At 71.0% G+C, this 18,239-nt stretch carries 14 protein-coding genes; 11 read left to right on the top strand and 3 right to left on the bottom strand.

The window, feature by feature from the left end; genetic code table 11:
* The 3 genes from ACFWY6_RS32040 to fdhD form a co-directional block, all read left to right on the top strand.
* Positions 1–1,498 (top strand): NADH-quinone oxidoreductase subunit F (locus ACFWY6_RS32040; protein WP_384697815.1); only part of this gene is annotated, 1,498 nt, incomplete at its 5' end.
* Complete coding sequence (locus ACFWY6_RS32035; protein WP_384697812.1) at positions 1,495–2,355, top strand: 2Fe-2S iron-sulfur cluster-binding protein; 861 nt, start codon at positions 1,495–1,497, stop codon at positions 2,353–2,355. The genes ACFWY6_RS32040 and ACFWY6_RS32035, both read left to right, overlap by 4 nt.
* A 5-nt stretch (positions 2,356–2,360) precedes the next feature.
* Complete coding sequence (gene fdhD, locus ACFWY6_RS32030; RefSeq protein ID WP_384697809.1) at positions 2,361–3,209, top strand: formate dehydrogenase accessory sulfurtransferase FdhD; 849 nt, start codon at positions 2,361–2,363, stop codon at positions 3,207–3,209.
* A gap of 107 nt (positions 3,210–3,316) precedes the next feature.
* On the opposite strand, the gene ACFWY6_RS32025 is transcribed toward fdhD, so the two are convergent.
* Positions 3,317–3,775 carry a MarR family winged helix-turn-helix transcriptional regulator gene (locus ACFWY6_RS32025; RefSeq protein ID WP_384697806.1) on the bottom strand — a complete coding sequence of 153 codons (459 nt, stop codon included), beginning with the start codon at positions 3,773–3,775 and terminating at the stop codon, positions 3,317–3,319.
* Between the two features lie 91 nt (positions 3,776–3,866).
* On the opposite strand from ACFWY6_RS32025, the gene ACFWY6_RS32020 reads away from it, so the two are divergent.
* The 3 genes from ACFWY6_RS32020 to ACFWY6_RS32010 all read left to right on the top strand — a co-directional run bounded on the left by ACFWY6_RS32020 (position 3,867) and on the right by ACFWY6_RS32010 (position 8,091).
* Positions 3,867–4,790 carry a zinc-binding alcohol dehydrogenase family protein gene (locus tag ACFWY6_RS32020; protein ID WP_384697804.1) on the top strand — a complete coding sequence of 308 codons (924 nt, stop codon included), beginning with the start codon at positions 3,867–3,869 and terminating at the stop codon, positions 4,788–4,790.
* A gap of 126 nt (positions 4,791–4,916) precedes the next feature.
* Entirely contained in the window at positions 4,917–6,824 is a 1,908-nt protein-coding gene (locus ACFWY6_RS32015; protein WP_384697801.1) for an exo-alpha-sialidase, read from the top strand.
* Positions 6,825–6,834: 10 nt separating this feature from the next.
* The gene (locus ACFWY6_RS32010; RefSeq protein ID WP_384697797.1) at positions 6,835–8,091 is read left to right on the top strand and encodes a DUF4185 domain-containing protein; all 1,257 of its coding nucleotides are present in this window, start codon (positions 6,835–6,837) and stop codon (positions 8,089–8,091) included.
* Here ACFWY6_RS32010 and ACFWY6_RS32005 read toward each other — a convergent pair.
* Positions 8,027–9,040, bottom strand: a complete 1,014-nt coding sequence (locus ACFWY6_RS32005) for a bile acid:sodium symporter family protein (RefSeq protein ID WP_384697818.1) — start codon at positions 9,038–9,040, stop codon at positions 8,027–8,029. The genes ACFWY6_RS32010 and ACFWY6_RS32005 overlap by 65 nt on opposite strands.
* Positions 9,041–9,194: 154 nt before the next feature.
* On the opposite strand from ACFWY6_RS32005, the gene ACFWY6_RS32000 reads away from it, so the two are divergent.
* Complete coding sequence (locus ACFWY6_RS32000) at positions 9,195–10,061, top strand: LysR substrate-binding domain-containing protein (protein ID WP_384697794.1); 867 nt, start codon at positions 9,195–9,197, stop codon at positions 10,059–10,061.
* An 83-nt stretch (positions 10,062–10,144) separates the two neighbouring features.
* Here ACFWY6_RS32000 and ACFWY6_RS31995 read toward each other — a convergent pair whose 3' ends face one another.
* Entirely contained in the window at positions 10,145–11,152 is a 1,008-nt protein-coding gene (locus ACFWY6_RS31995; RefSeq protein ID WP_384697791.1) for an Lrp/AsnC family transcriptional regulator, read from the bottom strand.
* Positions 11,153–11,252: 100 nt separating this feature from the next.
* Between ACFWY6_RS31995 and ACFWY6_RS31990 the strand changes: the two genes are divergently transcribed.
* The 4 genes from ACFWY6_RS31990 to ACFWY6_RS31975 form a co-directional block, all read left to right on the top strand.
* Positions 11,253–12,746: an MFS transporter gene (locus ACFWY6_RS31990; RefSeq protein ID WP_384697788.1), complete on the top strand. Its 1,494-nt coding sequence runs from the start codon at positions 11,253–11,255 to the stop codon at positions 12,744–12,746.
* Between the two features lie 204 nt (positions 12,747–12,950).
* Positions 12,951–14,774 (top strand): AMP-dependent synthetase/ligase, encoded by a 1,824-nt coding sequence (locus ACFWY6_RS31985; RefSeq protein ID WP_384697785.1) that lies wholly within the window; start codon positions 12,951–12,953, stop codon positions 14,772–14,774.
* 157 nt (positions 14,775–14,931) lie between these two features.
* Positions 14,932–16,206 carry an ABC transporter substrate-binding protein gene (locus ACFWY6_RS31980; protein WP_384697782.1) on the top strand — a complete coding sequence of 425 codons (1,275 nt, stop codon included), beginning with the start codon at positions 14,932–14,934 and terminating at the stop codon, positions 16,204–16,206.
* A gap of 22 nt (positions 16,207–16,228) precedes the next feature.
* Positions 16,229–18,239, top strand: a 2,011-nt coding sequence (locus ACFWY6_RS31975) for an ABC transporter permease (protein WP_384697779.1), incomplete at its 3' end; no start/stop codon positions are given.

Raw genomic sequence — 18,239 nt, 5'->3', positions numbered from 1 at the left:
GGCTGACCGTAATTCACCGGCTCCGCCGAGTTCGTCCTCAAACGCCCGACGGGCTGAAGAGGGTGGGCGGGCAACTGCCGGGCAGTCGGGTGGGCGGGCGGGAAAGATCCGCCGCGAAGCGGCGGTTTCGGGAAGGGGCGGGGTTGGGGAAGAAGAACGCCCCTACGCCACCGCCGTCACCGCCCCGGCCACCGTCGAGTCCACCGTCCTCGCGGCCACCACCCCCGAGGCAGCAGAATCCGAACCCCCGGCCGCCCTCGCCGTCCCCCAGGCCGGACAAGAAGGACTCGTACTGCTCCGCCGCATAGGCGTGGTCGACCCCGCCTCGCTGGACGACTACCGCTCCCACGGCGGCTACACCGCCCTCCGCCACGCCTTCGCCATCGGCCCCGCCGCCGTCATCCGCGAAGTCACCGACTCCGGCCTCCTCGGACGCGGCGGCGCCGCCTTCCCCACGGGACGGAAGTGGCAGGCCACGGCGTCCCAGGCGGATCACCCCCACTACCTCGTCTGCAACGCGGACGAGTCCGAGCCCGGCACCTTCAAGGACCGGGTGATCATGGAGGGCGATCCGTACGCGCTCATCGAGGCGATGACCATCGCCGGGTACGCGATCGGCGCCCACCAGGGATATCTCTACCTCCGCGGCGAATACCCCCGCGCCCTCCGCCGGCTCGAGCACGCCATCACCCAGGCCCGCGCCCGCGGCCTCCTCGGCGACGACGTCCTGGGCCAGGGGTACGCCTTCGACATCGAGATCCGGCGCGGGGCGGGCGCGTACATCTGTGGCGAGGAGACCGCCCTGTTCAACTCCATCGAGGGGTACAGAGGAGAGCCCCGCTCCAAGCCGCCCTTCCCCGTGGAGAAGGGGCTCTTCGGCAAACCCACCGCCGAGAACAACGTCGAGACCCTCGTCAACGTCCTCCCCGTCCTCACCATGGGCGCGCAGGCGTACGCCGCCATCGGGACCGAGAAGTCCACCGGGCCCAAGCTCTTCTGCGTATCCGGAAGCGTCGAGCGGCCCGGCATCTACGAGCTGCCCTTCGGCGCCACCCTCGGCGAGCTGCTCGACCTCGCCGGGCAGCCGGACAACCTCAGGGCCGTCCTCCTGGGCGGCGCGGCCGGCGGTTTCGTACGCCCTGACGAGCTCGGCATCCCGCTCACCTTCGAGGGGACGAGGGACGCCGGGACCACCCTCGGCTCGGGCGTCGTGCTCGTCCTGGACGACACCGTTCCGCTCCCCCGCGTCCTGCTGCGCATCGCGGAGTTCTTCCGCGATGAGTCCTGCGGCCAGTGCGTGCCCTGCCGGGTCGGCACCGTCCGCCAGGAGGAGGCGCTGCATCGGATCGTCGAGCGGACGGGGGCCGCTGCCGCAGCCGACATCGCCCTGCTCCGCGAGGTGGGGCGGACCATGCGGGACGCCTCCATCTGCGGGCTCGGCCAGACCGCGTGGAACGCCGTGGAATCCGCCATCGACCGCCTGGGGGCGTACAAGTGACCGCCGTACCGCTGGGAATCCCGCGCCGCCTCGTCGAGTTCACCCTCGACGGGCAGGACGCCCGGGTGCCGGAGGGGTCGACCATCCTCGACGCCTGCCGGGCCGCGGGCAAGGACGTGCCGACCCTCTGCGAGGGCGACACCCTCACCCCGAAGAACGCCTGCCGGGTGTGTGTCGTGGAGGTGGAGGGCGCCAGGACGCTCGCCCCGGCCTGCTCGCGCAAGGCCGAGCCCGGGATGAGCGTGCGCACCGACACCGAACGCACCCGGCACAGCCGCAAGGTCGTCCTCGAACTCCTCGCCTCGTCGGTCGACCTGTCGACGACCCCGAAGGTCGCGGGCTGGCTCAAGGAGTACGAGGCGAAGTCCGAACGCTTCGGCCCGGACGCGGCCCGCCTGAACGAGGAGCCGAAGGTCGACAACGACCTCTACGTCCGCGACTACGACAAGTGCATCCTCTGCTACAAGTGCGTCGACGCCTGCGGCGACCAGTGGCAGAACACCTTCGCGATCTCCGTGGCCGGCCGCGGCTTCGACGCCCGGATCGCCGTCGAGCACGACGCGCCGCTGACCGACTCCGCGTGCGTGTACTGCGGGAACTGCATCGAGGTCTGCCCGACGGGCGCCCTCAGCTTCAAGTCGGAGTTCGACATGCGGGCCGCCGGTACGTGGGACGAGGCGGCGCAGACGGAGACGACGACGGTGTGCGCGTACTGCGGAGTCGGCTGCAATCTGACCCTGCACGTGCAGGACAATGACATCGTGAAGGTCACCTCTCCGCACGACAATCCGGTGACCCACGGCAACCTCTGCATCAAGGGCCGCTTCGGCTACCAGCACGTACAGAACCGGGACTGATCGACATGGGACGAGTCACGGAGCGCCGCCGCGTCCTCCGCATCCGGGACGGCGCCGTCAGCGAGCGGCCCGACACCCTGGTCGCGGAGGAGCCGCTGGAGATCCGGCTCAACGGGAAGCCGCTCGCCATCACCATGCGCACGCCGGGTGACGACTTCGCGCTGGCGGCGGGTTTCCTGGTGAGCGAGGGGGTGCTCGGCTCGGCGGACGAGCTGCAGTCCATCGTCTACTGCGCCGGGGCGACCGCCGACGGCTCGAACACGTACAACGTGGTCGACGTGAAGACCGCCCCGGGGCTCGTCCTGCCCGACATCACCCTCGAGCGCAACGTCTACACGACCTCGTCCTGCGGCCTGTGCGGCAAGGCGAGTCTGGACGCCGTGCGCACCACGGCGCGCTTCCCGATCTCCGACGCTCCCCCGGTCCGGCTCGGGACCGAGCTGCTCGCGGGCCTCCCCGACCGACTGCGCGCGGCGCAACGCGTCTTCGACCGGACCGGGGGCCTGCACGCGGCGGCGCTCTTCTCGGAGGACGGCGAACTCCTCGACATACGGGAGGACGTCGGGCGGCACAACGCGGTCGACAAGCTCGTCGGGCGGGCTCTTCAGGACGGCCGTCTGCCGCTGTCACGTGCGGTGCTTCTCGTCTCGGGGCGCGCCTCGTTCGAGCTGGCGCAGAAGGCGGTGATGGCGGGCATTCCGGTGCTCGCGGCCGTCTCGGCGCCCTCCTCCCTGGCCGTCGACCTCGCCGCCGAGACCGGTCTCACCCTGGTCGGCTTCCTGCGCGGCGCCTCCATGAACGTGTACGCGGGCGAGCACCGGATCGCCGTGCGGGCCGCGGCCTCCCAGGGCTGACCTGCGGCTCCCCGCTGCACGGCGGCGGGACCCCGGCCGGCGGGGAGCGCCCCCTGCGCCGGCGGGGTCCCGGCCCCGCACGGCCTGATGCTCTACGTCGCGATGCTCTACGTCGCGATGCCCTGCGCCTCGATGCCGGAGATCCGGGTCAGGAGTGCGAGGAACTGCTTCCGCTCCGTGGCCGAAAGAGGCGCGAGCAGTTCGTCGTTGGCCCGCCACGCGGCCTCGGCACAGCGGTCGAGGGTGCGCTCGCCGTCCTCCGTGATCGTGATCGCGTTCTTGCGGCGGTCGGTGGGGTCGGGTGCGCGCAGGACGAGGCCGGCGTCCTGGAGATCGTTGATGACGCCCACCAAGTCCTTGGGGTCGAGCTGGATGCTGCGGCCGAGGGCGGCCTGCGCGACGGGGCCCTGATCGGCCACGGCCGAGAGCACCACGTGGTGCCACATCTTCATGTCCTCTTCCGCGAGGGCTTCGGCGACGAGGCCTCGGCCACGGGCCGCCGTGCGGCCGAGGAGCCAGCTGGGGAGGGTGCGGATGCCGCTGGGGGCGGGCGGGGTCGTGGGCATGGGACGAGCCTATCCGAGAATCATTGGACTCCCCAATGAAAGTATGAGTATCGTTGGGACCCCCAACGATCCCCTTTCTCTGGAGATGTGCATGCGTCGCGTTCGGTACGAACACAGCGGTGGCCCCGAGGTGCTGTTCCTGGAGGAGGCCCCCGTACCGGTGCCCGGCGCGGGTGAACTCCTCGTCCGGGCCGAGGCGATCGGCGTCACGCTCCCCGTCGTCCGCAAGGTCCGCGAGTCCCGCGAACCGGTCGCACTCGGCGGCGAGATCGCCGGAGAGGTGATCGCGGTCGGCGAGGGCACGACGGCGTACGCGCCCGGCGATCGCGTCACGGGTCTCGTGTTCGGCCACGGCTACGCGGACTACGCCCTCCTGAACCAGGCCATGACCTCACCCGTCCCCGACGGAGCAAGCGCCACCGACGCGGTCGCGCTCGTCCGCAGCGGTCTCGTCGCCTACGGCGCACTCGACGCCGCACGGCCCGAGCGGGGCGAGGCCGCACTCGTCACGGCCGCGGCGAGCGGAGTCGGTCATCTCGCCCTGCAGTTGGCCCGGCTGAGGGGCGCGAGCCGAGTCGTGGGCGCCGTCTCCGGGCCCGCCAAGGCGGACTTCGTGCGCTCGCTCGGCGCCGATGAGGTCGTCACGTACGAGGAAGAGGCGTGGGGCGAGCCGGTCGACTACGCCCTCGACGCCGTCGGCGGCGAACTCCTGTCCCCCGCCGTACGGGCACTCGCGCCGCACGGGCGGCTCATCGCTTACAGCTCGGGCGGCGGCACGGTCCAGGCGTACGACCTGCTCGTGGGCGCCAAGTCGGTGATCGGCTTCCAGATGGGGCTCATCGCGCGCGGGAAGCCCGAGCTGTACGAGACGTGGCGGCAGGAGCTGTGGCGGCTCTTCTCCGGGGGCGCGCTGCGGCCCGCCGTGCACGCGGAGTTTGCGCTGGACGACGCGGCGAAGGCGCACGCGGTGATCGAGGCGCGGAGCAACCTCGGGAAGGTCGTTCTGATCCCCTGACCAGGTGACGCGCATTCACCCATCGCGCGCTTCTTGTGGGGTGCCGAACGCCCCCAGTAGCGTCTGTGGCGCACGTTGGACGTGGGATGTCAGGATGTCCAGTCACCTTGGAGGGTGGGACGCACCATGCCATCAGGTCTCCGTGTACGCCTCAGATCACTCCGATCACTCCGAACGGCCGCGACCGCGTTAACGCTCGTCACCTTCGGGGCGCTGCTGCCCGCGCCGTCCGCGCAGGCCGCCCCCGACGCCCCCGCGACGGAGTTCGAGCAGCAGGTCCTGTTCAAGGCCTCGCAGGACCCCGGGTACGCCTGTTATCGCATCCCCGCCGTCGTGAGGACGGTGAAGGGCACGCTCCTCGCGTTCGCCGAGGGGCGGGTCAACGACTGCAGCGACGCGGGCGACATAGACATCGTCGTCAAGCGGTCGCACGACGGCGGCCGCACCTGGAGTCCGCTCCAGGTCATCAACGAGGGCGCGGGCGACACCCACGGCAACCCCGCGCCGATCGTGGACCGCAGGACCGGCCGCATCGTCCTGGCGGAGACGTACAACACGGGCCGCACGGACGGGCAGAACTGCGCCGTGCCCTGCGACCGCACCCCGCACCTGCAGTACAGCGACGACGACGGCCGCAGCTGGTCGGCGCCGCGCGACCTGAGCGACCAGATCCTCCCCGAGGACTGGAACTCCTGGTACGCGACCGGCCCCGTGCACGGCCTCCAGCTGACCCGCGGCAAGCACGCGGGCCGGCTGGTCTTCACCGCCAACACCGAGACGTGGGACGGCAGTCGGGTCACCGCCAACCACGCGGCGCTGATCGTCAGCGACGACGGCGGCAGGAACTGGAAGATCGGCGCCAAGGACTCGTACCCGATACCGAGCGACGGCACGTTCCGTCAGAAGCCGTCCGAGATGACGATCACGGAGCGCCCCGACGGGGCGGTCTACGTCAGCGGGCGTGAGCAGGACGGCACCGATCTCGGGCATCGCACCCACACGATCAGCCGCGACGGCGGAGACTCCTTCGCCGCGCCGTTCAAGGCCATCCCCGACCTCTACACACCCCAAGTGCAGGGCGCCACGCTCCAGTTCGGCAAGCGGATGCTGCTCGCCTGTCCGGGCGACCCGGACCGCCGCCGCACCATGCAGATCCGCTCCTCGTACGACGGCGGCCGCACCTGGGACAGCGTGGACCGCGGCACGACGGTCACCACGGACTGGTCCGGCTACTCGGACCTGGTGCGGGCCGACGACGCGCACGTGGGTCTGCTGTACGAGGGCGGGGCGGTCGACGCCCGCGACGAGATCCGCTTCGCGCGCTTCACCGAGGACTGGCTGCAGCCGCGCCGCGGCCCGGACCCGACGACCGCCGACCGTGCGCCGCGGGCGAAGCCCGCCGCCGTGCTCGGCGGGGCGGCGTCGACCGAAGGCCGCTTCGGCAAGGCCGTCGCCTTCGACGGCACGGACGACGCCGTCCGGCTGCCCTTCCGAAGCCAACTCCCCCTCGACACAAAGGACTTCACCGCATCGCTGTGGTTCCGCTACTCCGCGACCAGCGGTGAGCAGCCGCTGCTCTGGATGGGCGGCATCGGCACCAATCAGCCGCAGGTGTGGCTGCGCGGTGAGCCCGCGAGCAACCGTGTCACGGGCCTGATCACCACGCGTGACGGGGCGACCCCGCCCAGGTCGGCCTCCGTGCGCACCACGGGCGCGTACAACGACGGGCAGTGGCATCACATCGCGCTGCGCAGGGGCGGCGGGCAGCTGACGCTCTCCGTCGACGGTACGCGGATCAGCACCGCCGATGTGCCGGGCACGGTCACCCGGAATTCGGGGTACGGCTTCCATGTCGGGCAGCGGGTCGACAGCCGCGCCCATTTCAGCGGCTCGATCGATGAAGTGCGCGTCTACGACAGGGCGCTGAGCGACGCGGAGCTCGCGGAACTGGGGACGGACGGGGCCGCGAAGGCTCCTGTGACGCGGGACACCGTCGCATGGCTCCCCATGGACCACATCCGCGCGAGCAACTAACGTCCCGCTCGTGCCCGCCGACCGAGCTCCCCGCACCGGCTGGGGCGCGCGCAGGACCACGCTGGTCCTGCTGCTCGCCCTGGTCTGTGCGGCCGTGCTGCTCACCGCCCTCCCGGACGACCGGCAGGCCGGTCCGGCATGCGAGGCGCGCACGGTCTCCTCCTGGTCGGCCGACGAGCGGACCACGGGGGCGTTCGCCCGGTACGGCGACGACACGGCGCGCGCGGACGACTGGACCGGCGGGGACGGCACCCACTCGGTGCGTCTCCCGGACGGGCGGCTCCTGTGGCTGTTCTCCGACACCTTCCTCGGCCAGGTGCACGCGCCGCCCAACCCGGTCGGCCAGCCGCACACCTGGCGGGACACGACCGCGCCGATGGTGCGCAACTCGGCCGTGGTGATGTCCCGCTCGGGCACGCTGCAGCGCACCCTGCCGGCCCCGCTCTTCCCCGACCCGGCGCCGAACCAGTGGCGCTGGCCGGTGGCGGCGCAGGTGGAGCCGCGCTCCCCGGGCTCGGCGGACGACGTCGTACGCGTCCTGCTGTGGACCCGCGCCACCGGGACCGGGCCGTGGATCTACGGCGTGCCCACCGGCACCGAGGTCGCCACGCTCTCGCTGCCCGATCTGCGCGTCGAGGGCATCGTCAAGGTCTCCGACCAGCAGTCGGTGCCGGACCCCGACAAGCGCGTGCTCTACGGCACCACCGCGATCGACGACGGCGGCTGGACGTATGTGTTCGGCGGCAATGACGGGCAGGCGGCCGCGCGTCCTGCCTCGCACGCGTACGTCGCGCGGGTGCCGCAGGGCAGGCTCGCGGAGCCCGCCGCGTGGCGGTACTGGGACGGCAAGGGCTGGACGAAGGACGGGAAGCCGCGGTCGGTGCTGGGTGACGGTGAGCGCAAGGGTGTGGGCAGCGCGTTCACCGTGGTGCGCGTGAAGGGGACGTACGTCCTGTTCACGATGGCCGCGGGCACCGAGGGCCTGACCACCGTGACCTCCTACTGGGCCTGCTCGCCCACCGGCCCGTGGCGCGGCCCCACGAAGAGCTTCGCGCCGCCCCTGCCCAAGGACGGCGCGGTCCGGCAGGACGTGGCCGCGTACAACCCGCAGGCCCATCCGGCGCTCAGCGAGAACGGGCGGCTGCTGCTCAGTTACGACGTCAACTGGCTGGACGCGGTGCCCGCGAGCGCGCAGGCGAACGTCAGCCGGAACGTGTCCCTGTACCGACCGCGGTTCGTGTCTCTTCGGATCGCGACGGCTCGCTGACGAAGTCCTCCAGATCGCGCGAGCGCCGCTTGGCGATCACCGCGCAGACCATCAGCTGCATCTGGTGGAAGAGCATCAGCGGCAGCACGGCCAGCGAGGCCTGGGCCCCGAACAGGACGCTGGCCATGGGCAGTCCGGCGGCCAGGGACTTCTTCGACCCGGCGAACTGGATGGCGATCCGGTCCCCGCGGCCGAAGCCGAGCCGCTTGGCGCCGTACCAGGTCAGGGCGAGCATCGCGGCGAGCAGCACCGCCTCGACGCCGAGCAGCGCGACAAGGCGCAGCGGGGTCACCTGGTGCCAGATGCCCTGCACCATGCCCTCGCTGAACGCGGTGTAGACGACGAGCAGGATCGAACCGCGGTCGACGAGGCCGAGGACCTTCTTGTTCCTGGCGATGAAGCCGCCGATCCAGCGGCGCAGGAACTGCCCGGCCAGGAACGGCACGAGGAGCTGCAGCACGATCTTCATGACCGAGTCCGCGGAGAACCCGGCCCCGCTGTTTCCGAGCAGCGCGGCCGCGAGCAGCGGGGTGAGGACGATGCCCGCGAGCGAGGAGAAGGAGCCCGCGCAGATCGCCGCGGGTACGTTGCCGCGCGCCATGGAGGTGAAGGCGATCGACGACTGGATCGTGGACGGCACGAGGGTCAGGAAGAGGAACCCGCTGTAGAGGGCGGGGGTCAGCACATACGGGACGAGTCCCTTGGCCGCGAGCCCGAGCAGCGGGAAGGCGAGGAACGTACAGGCGAGGACGGTGACGTGCAGCCGCCAGTGCTTGAGTCCGTCGAGTGCCTCGCGGGTGGAGAGCCGCGCCCCGTAGAGGAAGAAGAGCAGCGATACCGCCGCGGTGGAGGCCCCTGAGGCGATGTCGGCGCCGGTGCCGCGCGCGGGAATCAGCGCGGCGACGCCCACGGTCCCGAGCAACGCCAGGATGTACGGGTCGATCGGCATCCAGGAGGGCCAGCTCGGGCGTTTCACTTCGCTCCATCGGTTTCGGTTCAGATCGTGCCCTCTTGATGGTCCTCCTGATCGCCGCGATCGGGAATCCCGTACACCGCTCTGACTGTCATCACGTATCGCGATGGGCGGGGCTAAGCTCGGGAGCATGTACGACCCCGCGCAGCTCCGTACGTTCCTTGCCGTGGCCCAGACGCTGAGCTTCACGCAGGCCGCCCGGCGGCTGAATCTGCGCCAGTCCACGGTCAGCCAGCATGTGCGCCGCCTGGAGGACGCCACCGGGCGCCAGCTCTTCGCCCGTGACACGCACTCCGTGGAGCTGACGGAGGACGGCGAGGCGATGCTCGGCTTCGCGCGGCGGATCCTGGAGGTGCACGAGCAGGCGTCGGCGTTCTTCACCGGGACGCGGCTCGGCGGGCGGCTGCGGTTCGGGGCGTCGGAGGACTTCGTCCTGACCCGGCTCACCGACATCCTGGAGTCGTTCCGGCACGACCATCCCGAGGTCGATCTGGAGCTGACGGTCGAGCTGTCGGGCACGCTGCACGAGCGGCTGGATGCCGGGAAGCTGGACCTCGTCCTGGCCAAGCGGCGCCCGGAGGATCCGCGCGGCGAGCTGGTCTGGCACGACAAGCTCGTCTGGATCGGCGCCGAGCGGCTGCGGCTCGACCCCGAACAGCCGGTGCCGCTCATCGTGTTCCCGCCGCCGGGCATCACCCGCGCGCTCGCGCTCGAAGCCCTGGAGCGGCGCGGCCGTGCCTGGCGGATCGCCTGCACGAGCGGCAGCCTCAACGGCCTGGTCGCCGCCGCCCGCGCGGGACTCGGCGTGATGGCGCACTCCCACGGACTCATCCCGCCGGGCCTGGTCCGCGTCCCGGAGCGGGCGGGCCTCCCCGAGCTGGGCGCGGTCGACTTCGTGCTGCTCCATGGGGAGCGGCGGGCGTCGGCGCAGGGGGCGGCGGACGCGCTGGCGGCGGCGATCCTGGCGGGCGGGGACCGGTTGCAGCGGCGGCGCTGAGCAGTGCCCCGAAGGGGGCGCGGGGAACTGCGCGACCAGCCACGACGCACCCGCAGATATGCACCGCAATTCCCGCGGAGCGCTCAGCGCGGGAACGGCCGGTAAGTGAGCTGTTTGACGCGGCGGATGAACGGCGCCGTCTCGACGTGCTGGACGCCGTCCAGGTGGCCGAGCCGCCCGCTGAGGTAGCGGTAGAGCGAGGGGATGTCGTGGGCCACGGCGGTCGCCATGATGTTGGACGCCCCCGCGACGGCGCTGGCATGGGCGATCTCCGCGTGGGTGGCGAGGGTCTTGCCCACCGTGTCCAGGGCCCAGGGGGCGGCGGTGATCCAGAGCATCGACCCGACGTGGAAGCCGACCAGGGCCGAGTCGTACTCGATGTCGATGTAGATAGCGCCGGACGCGAGCAGCGCGGCGAGGCGGCGCTTGACCGCGGACTCCGAGCGTCCGGTGGCCTGTTGGAGCTCGGGGTAGGTCGCGCGGCCGTCGCGTTCGAGCGCGGCGACCAGCGGTTCGTCCTCCGGGTCGATGCGCAGCGGCCCTTCCGCGCGGTCGGTGCCGGGCCAGGCCGGGCGCAGGGCGGCGGCCTCTTCCTCGGCGAGCGGCCCGTGCTTGATCAGCCAGCCGTTGGGGCCGCCGAAGAAGCGGTGCAGCATCTGCTGGGCGCGGATGTCGACGATGTGCGGGGTGCGCGGGAGCTTGCCGAGCAGCAGTTCGTCCTGGTCGCTCTGGCTGCGCGGCCGGGTGCAGCAGACGACTTCGGTGCCGCCGGACGTGAGGCCGATCCATGAGGTGTCGGGGCGGCGGGCCAGCGCGGCCGCGATGGCCTCGGCGCCGTCGGGGGCGCAGCGCAGGCGCAGCATCCACTGCTCCTGGCCGAGCCGCTCGTGGTCCCGTACGGCGACGACCCGCAGACCGCCTTCGGAGACCAGCTTGCGGTAGCGGCGGGCGACCGTCTGGTCCGAGACCCCGAGGACGGCCGCGATCCGGCTGAAGGGGGCGCGCCCGTCGATCTCAAGCGCCTGCAGCAGCTGGGCGTCGAGCGAGTCGGACACGCGAGATGTGGAGGATTCCCTTGGCCTGATGTCCATCAGTGTCGGTTTCCTTCGGTCTGCCGCTGGTGATGGCCGGGATCGTCCGGCGGCATCCCATCGTACGAGGCACGCAGATCCGTCGTACAAGGAGTTGAGGATGCGTACATGGGGGCCGCTCACCGCGGTGAGCCTGGGGACGTTCATGCTGTTGCTGGACGTGACGATCGTGGTCGTGGCGCTGCCCGACATGGCGCGGGCGCTGAACGCCTCGCTGAGCGATCTGCAATGGGTGATCGACGGCTACGCGCTTGCGCTCGCCGCGCTGCTGCTCGGGGTGGGGGCCGCGGCGGACGTACTGGGACGGCGGCGGCTCAACGTCGCGGGCACCGCGCTCTTCGCGCTGGCCTCGCTCGGCTGCGGGCTCGCGTCGAACGCGGACGTCCTGGTGGCCGCCCGCGCCCTGCAAGGGCTCGGCGCCGCCGCGATGTTCGCCACGACGCTGCCGCTGCTCGGCGCCGCCTACCAGGGCCGCGACCGGTCCGTGGCGCTCGGCGTCTGGGGCGCGGTGAGCGGCGCCGCGGCGGCGATGGGGCCGATCGTCGGCGGGCTGCTCACCGAGGGGCCCGGCTGGCGGTGGATCTTCTTCGTGAACCTGCCGGTGAGCGTGGCGTCGATCTGGCTGACGCTGCGGGTGGTGCCGGAGTCGAAGGGCCAGGCAGGGCGCCGGGTCGACTGGGCGGGTACGGCGACGTTCGCGCTGTTCGCCGGAGCCCTGACGTACGGGGTGGTGCGGGCCGGATCGGAGGGCTGGACGTCGGCGGCCACCACGGTGACCCTCGCCGTCTCGGCACTCGCCCTCGTCGGCTTCGTGGCCGTCGAACGCCGGGTCGCGCACCCGCTGCTCGACCTGGGGCTGCTGCGTATGCCCGCGTTCACGGGCGTGCTGCTCGGCGCGATCGGCTACAACGCCGCCGCCTTCGGCCTGATGCCCTATCTCTCCATCTGGCTGCAGACGGTGCTCGGCATGAGCCCGGTGACCGGCAGCCTCGTGATGCTGCCGCTGGCCGCGATGTCGTTCGTGGTGGCCGCGGTCGGCGGACGGATGCTGCACGGGGTGCCCGCACGGCTGACCATCGGCGTGGGCCTGCTGCTGATCGGCGTCGGCGGGATCGCCCTCGCGGTGCTCGACGCCGGGTCGTCGTGGGGCGCGCTCATCCCGGGGCTCACGGTCGCCGGGATCGGCACGGGCCTGGTCGCGCCGGGCCTCGCGGGCGCCGCGCTCGCCGCGGTGCCGGCCGCGAACTCGGGGATGGCGGGCGGCGCGGTCAACACGTTCCGGCAGCTCGGGTACGCGCTCGGGGTCGCCGTCTTCGGCACGGTGCTCACCTCGCGGATGCAGGACTCGCTGGGCCATGACGCGGCTCACACCCTCGCGGGCGGCGGCGCCGAGGCACTCCGTGGGACCCTCTCCGAGCACACCGTGCGGGCCGCGTTCGCCTCCGGTCTGAACGCGGCGGCGGTCGTCGCGGGCGCCGTGGGTCTGGTCGCCGGAGTGCTGGTCCTCGTCATGGTGCGGTCCGCGCGCAAGGCGCCGGAGGGTGAGGTTCCGGCGGTCGAAACCCGCATCCCCGCAGGGCAGCCGCAGCCGTAACCGCTGCGTACAGATTCGGTGGAGATTACGCCACCGAAACTTACTCAACCGTAAGTATTCTGTCCCGCCTCTCCCCTTGTGGCCGGATTTCAGCGGCTGACCAGCGTGGATGGTACGTACCGAGGGGTCGGTCACCCCTCTCCCGCCGGGCAGCATGGTGGGGTACCGTCACCGGCGCTGTGCGGAGCGCCACAAGGAGCATCATTGCGCGAGTTCACGAACCCTCCGATGGCGTCGGCGCCGCTGGTGGGCGGCCTTGCCGACGTCGTGTTCGACCATGCCCTTGAGGATCCGCTCCACGTGGCCCTCGGCCGCAAGACCGATGGCGAGTGGCGTGACGTCACATCGGCCGAGTTCCGCGACCAGGTGATGGCGCTCGCCAAGGGGCTGCTCGCACAGGGGGTCCGTTTCGGCGACCGCGTCGCCATCATGTGCCGCACCCGCTACGAGTGGACGCTGTTCGACTACGCGCTGTGGACCGTCGGCGCCCAGGTGGTGCCCGTCTATCCGACCTCGTCGGCCGAGCAGGTCTTCTGGATGCTGCACGACGCCCAGGTGTCGGCCGCCATGGTCGAGCACGAGGACCACGCGATGACCATCGGCTCGGTGATCGACCGGCTGCCGCAGCTGCGCAGGCTGTGGCAGCTGGACGCCGACGCGGTGGGCGAACTGAACCGGGCGGGCCTGGACATCGACGACGAGGTGGTCAACCGCCACCGGCGCGCGGTCACCCCGGACTCGATCGCCACGATCATCTACACCTCGGGCACCACGGGCCGCCCCAAGGGCTGTCTGATCTCCCACGCGAACTTCATGTTCGAGGCGGACACGGTCATCCAGCGCTGGGAGCCGGTCTTCCACTCCCGGCGCGGCGACGAGGCGACAACGTTGCTCTTCCTGCCGCTTGCGCATGTCTTCGGGCGGATGGTGCAGGTCGCGGCGGTCCGCGGCGGGGTCAAGCTGGGCCACCAGCCGAGCCTGAACGCGGCGGCGCTCATCCCCGATCTGGCCGCGTTCCGGCCCTCGTTCATCCTGGCCGTGCCGTACATCTTCGAGAAGGTCTTCAACGCCGCGCGGCGCAAGGCGGAGAAGGGCGGCAAGTCGGGCCCCTTCGACAAGGCCGTGGAGTGCGCCGTGCGGTACGCGGACGCCATGGAGGCCAAGGCCTTCGGCACAGGACCCGGACCTTCGGCGGCCCTGAGGATGCAGCACCAGCTCTTCGACAAGCTCGTCTACTCCAAGGTGCGCGAGGCGATGGGCGGCCGGGTGCGGCACGCGATGTCCGGCGGTTCCGGGATGGACCGCCGCCTCGGCCTGTTCTTCGCGGGCGCGGGCGTGACGATCTACGAGGGGTACGGCCTCACCGAGTCGACGGCCGCCGCGACCGCCAACCCGCCCGAGCGCACCCGCTACGGCACGGTCGGCCAGCCCATCCCCGGCACGACCGTGCACATCGCGGACGACGGCGAGGTCTGGCTGAGCGGCGGCAACGTCTTCCAGGGCTACCTCAACGACCCCAAGGCCACCGACGCGACACTGCACGAGGGCTGGCTCGCCACCGGCGACCTGGGCGCGCTCGACGAGGACGGCTACCTCACGATCACCGGGCGCAAGAAGGAGATCCTGGTGACCTCCGGCGGCAAGAGCGTGTCGCCGGGGCAGCTGGAGGAGCGGGTGCGCGACCATCCGCTGGTCGCCCAGTGCATCGTCGTCGGCAACGACCGCCCCTACATCGCGGCGCTCGTCACGCTGGACGCCGAAGCCGTCGAGCACTGGCTGAACATGCGCCGCAAGCCGCCGATGTCGCCGACGGACCTGGTGCGTGATCCGGATCTGGAGACGGAGGTACGGCGGGCCGTGGTGGCCGCCAACACCCTTGTCTCACAGGCCGAGTCGATTCGTACGTTCCGGATACTGGCCCACCAGTTCTCCGAGGAGCACGGGTTGCTCACGCCTTCGCTGAAGCTGAAGCGTAAGGCCATTGAGACCGCCTACTCGGCTGAGGTAGAGGCTCTCTACCGCGCCTGATTCCGTGCTTCAAGGCCGCCGCTTCGCGGCGGATCCTTCCCGCCCACCCACCCATCACGGACATCTGATGGTTCGTCATTTATTGGTGCGTCAGTTATTGACGGTTCATCAGGTCACGCACAGAATCAGCCCCACTTCGACGGAGGGGGCTCGACCCGTGTCGCGATCGATCCGCACCTGTGCCCGTACCATCACCGCCACCGTGGCCGCACTGCTGCTCGCCACCGCCTGCAACTCCGCATCGAACAGCAGTGGTTCGGGCGGAGGCGACAAGGCCGGCGGCTCCACCCGCGGCGTCAGTGCCGACTCCATCAAGGTCGGCGGAATCGTCTCCATGACGACGGCGAGCGGCTACAGCAAGAAGGACACCGACCTCGGCGCCAAGGCCCGCTTCGACCGGGCGAACGCCGACGGCGGCGTACACGGACGGAAGATCGACTACCTGGGCGCGGAGGACGACGGCCAGGACCCCGGGAAGAATCTCGCGGCGGCGCGCAAACTCGTCCAGCAGGACAAGGTGTTCGCCATCGCGCCGATGAGCTCGGTCACCTTCTCCGGCGCCGACTTCCTCCAGAAGCAGAAGGTGCCGACGTTCGGCTGGGGCACCATCCCGCCCTTCTGCGGCCCCAGTTACATGTACGGCTTCGGCGGCTGCATGGTGCCCATGCCGGGCGGCACGATCACCCAGAGCTGGCCCGAAGGCCTGAAGAAGGTGACGGAAGGATCGAAGGGCAAGTCCGTGGCGATCCTCGCCAACGACAACGACGCGGGCACCTTCGCCATCCGCACCTACAAGCAGAGCTTCGCCGCCGCCGGCTACAAGGTGACGTTCGCCAAGTCGACGGTGCCCGCTACCTCGGTGCCCAGCGACTGGTCGGCGTACACGAAGGAGATCCTGCGCTCGGACGGCGGCGAGGCGCCCGACGTGGTGGTCTCCGTGATGCAGACCCCGTACAACATCGGCCTGTTCACGGCCGTCAAGCGCTCGGGCTTCCAGGGCGTGCTCACCGACCCGACCGACTACGACCCGGGCCTGCTCGCCAAGAGCGCGACGAAGAAGGCGCTCGACGGCGTGCACATCCTGCTCTCCTTCCAGCCGTTCGAGCAGAACACTGCGGCGATGCGGCAGTTCAAGACCGACATCAGGAAGGCGGCGGGCAAGGACGTCCCGCTCAACATGCACATGATGACCGGCTATATGTCGGCCGACCTCTTCCTCGCCGTCGCCGAGAAGGCGGGCAAGGATCTGACGGTGTCCTCCTTCCAGAAGGCGGCGAACGGCTTCTCGGACAAGGGCACGATGGTCGGCGACCGCGCCCTGCCCAAGGGGCAGAAGGAATCGTTCGGCTGCGGCGCGCTCGTCCGGCTGAAGGGCGGCAAGTACTCGGTGTCCGCGCCCTTCAAGTGCTACGAACCCATCCCCTTCAAGTAGCAAGCAGGGGGCGTCTCACCTCATGTCGGACCTCCTCGGCTTCATCCTGAGCGGTCTCGTGTCGGGCGCGCTCTACGCGCTGCTCGCCACGGGCCTCGTCCTGTCCTACTCCGCGTCCGGTCTCTTCAACTTCGCGCACGGCGCCACCGCCTACCTCTGCGCGCTCGCCTTCTACGAACTCCACTCCGGCTTCGGCTGGCCCGCCGTGCCGACGGCCCTGCTCCTCGTCTGCGTGGTGGCGCCCGCGCTCGGCTGGGGCCTTGACCGGCTGATGTTCCGCAAACTGGCGCGCGTGGGCGAGACCGCGCAGATCGTGGCGACGATCGGGCTGCTCGTCGCGCTGCCCGCGCTCGGCCTGTGGATCGTGGAACTCCTGGAGGACGCGGGCGCTTCCGTGAAACCCGCCGAGAACCAGTTCGGTCTTCCGGGCGTCGGGCCGAGTCCCGCCAAGTCCTGGCAGCTGATGGACGGCGTCGGCATCGACTCCGACCAGCTGATCACGTGGGTGGCGACGGCCGTGGTCGCGGTCGGCCTGTGGGTCCTGATGCGGCACACACCGCTGGGGCTCCGGCTGCGGGCCGCGGTCGACAACCGCTCGCTGGTGGAGCTGCGGGGCATCAGCGCGGACCGGCTCTCGTCGGTGGCGTGGATGCTGTCGTCGGGGCTCGCGGGCCTTGCGGGTGTGCTGGCGACTCCGTTGCTGGGGTTGTCATCGCACGACTTCACCCTCTTCCTGTTCGTCTCCGCGACGGCGGCCGTGCTCGGGCGCTTCATGTCGATCCCGCTGGCCTTCGCGGGCGGGCTCGGGCTCGGGGTGCTGCAGAATCTGGTCGCCGGGTACGCCGACTTCGCGGAGAAGATCACGGGGTTCCGTACGGCGGTCCCGTTCCTGATCCTCTTCGCCGGGCTGCTCCTGCTGACCCGGCGGCAGCGCACCGCGGGCACGGCGGCGGCGGACGCACCGCCGATCGACTATCTGGCGGGGCGTTCTTGGGCGCGGCGGTGGGGGCCGTGGGCGGCGGGAGCGGTCCTGCTCGCCGTCTCCTTCTACACGGTCACGACCCCCTTCTGGAGCGGCATCCTCGCGCAGGGTCTCGCCATCTCCGTCGTCTTCATCTCGTTCACCGTGGTGACGGGGCTCGGCGCGATGGTGTCCCTGGCGCAGGCGACGTTCGTGACGGGGGCGGCGCTGGTGGCCGGTCTCCTGATGAGCCACGGCTGGCCGTTCATCGCGGCGGCGCTGGTGGGGACGTGCGGGGCGGCGGCGCTCGGGGCGCTGGTCGCGCTGCCGGCGCTGCGGCTGGGCGGGCGTTCACTGGCCCTCGCCACGCTGGCCCTTGCCTTTCTCGCCGATCAAGTCCTCTTCCAGATGGGGTGGTTGAGGAACGGTGACACGGGGTGGGAGATACCCCGGCCGGTCTTCGGCCCGGTGGACCTGACGGACGACCGCGCGATGGGCGTGGCGATGGTCGTCCTGGTGACGGTCGCGGTGGCGGCGCTCAGCGCGCTGCGGGGGTCGGCGACCGGGCGGGCGATGCTGGCGGTGCGGTCCGCTCCGGCGGCGGCGATGGCTTCGGGCGTGTCGGTGGTGCGGACGAAGTTGCTCGTCTTCACGCTGTCGGCGGGTCTTGCCGGGTTCGGGGGTGTGATGTACGCGTCGTTCAACACGCGGATCACGGCTACGGACTTCACGGCGATGACGGGTCTTGTGTGGCTGGCGGTGGTGGTGGCCGCGGGGGTGCGGAGGCCGCAGTTCGCGGTGGTGGCGGGGTTGGTGTTCGCGGTGATGCCGCATGTCCTTGCGGACTATGTGACGGAGTCGGTGCAGGTGCCGGTGATTCTGTTCGGGCTTGCGGGGTTGGCGCTTGCCAATGATCCGGATGGGTACTGTGCGGCGGTTTCGGTGCGGATGCATCGGCGGCGGGTGGGGGTGGCCGTCGATCACCGGCTCCGCCGAGTTCGTCCTCAAACGCCGGACGGGCTGAAAACCCTGGCAGCTGCCGGGCAATCGGGTGCGCGGGCGGGAAAGATCC

The sequence above is a fragment of the Streptomyces sp. NPDC059037 genome (genome assembly GCF_042740015.1).
In the GTDB taxonomy this organism is placed as follows: Bacteria; Actinomycetota; Actinomycetes; order Streptomycetales; family Streptomycetaceae; genus Streptomyces.
The sequence above is the reverse complement of the archived record's forward strand: the minus strand, read 5'-3'. Positions and strand labels throughout refer to the sequence as shown.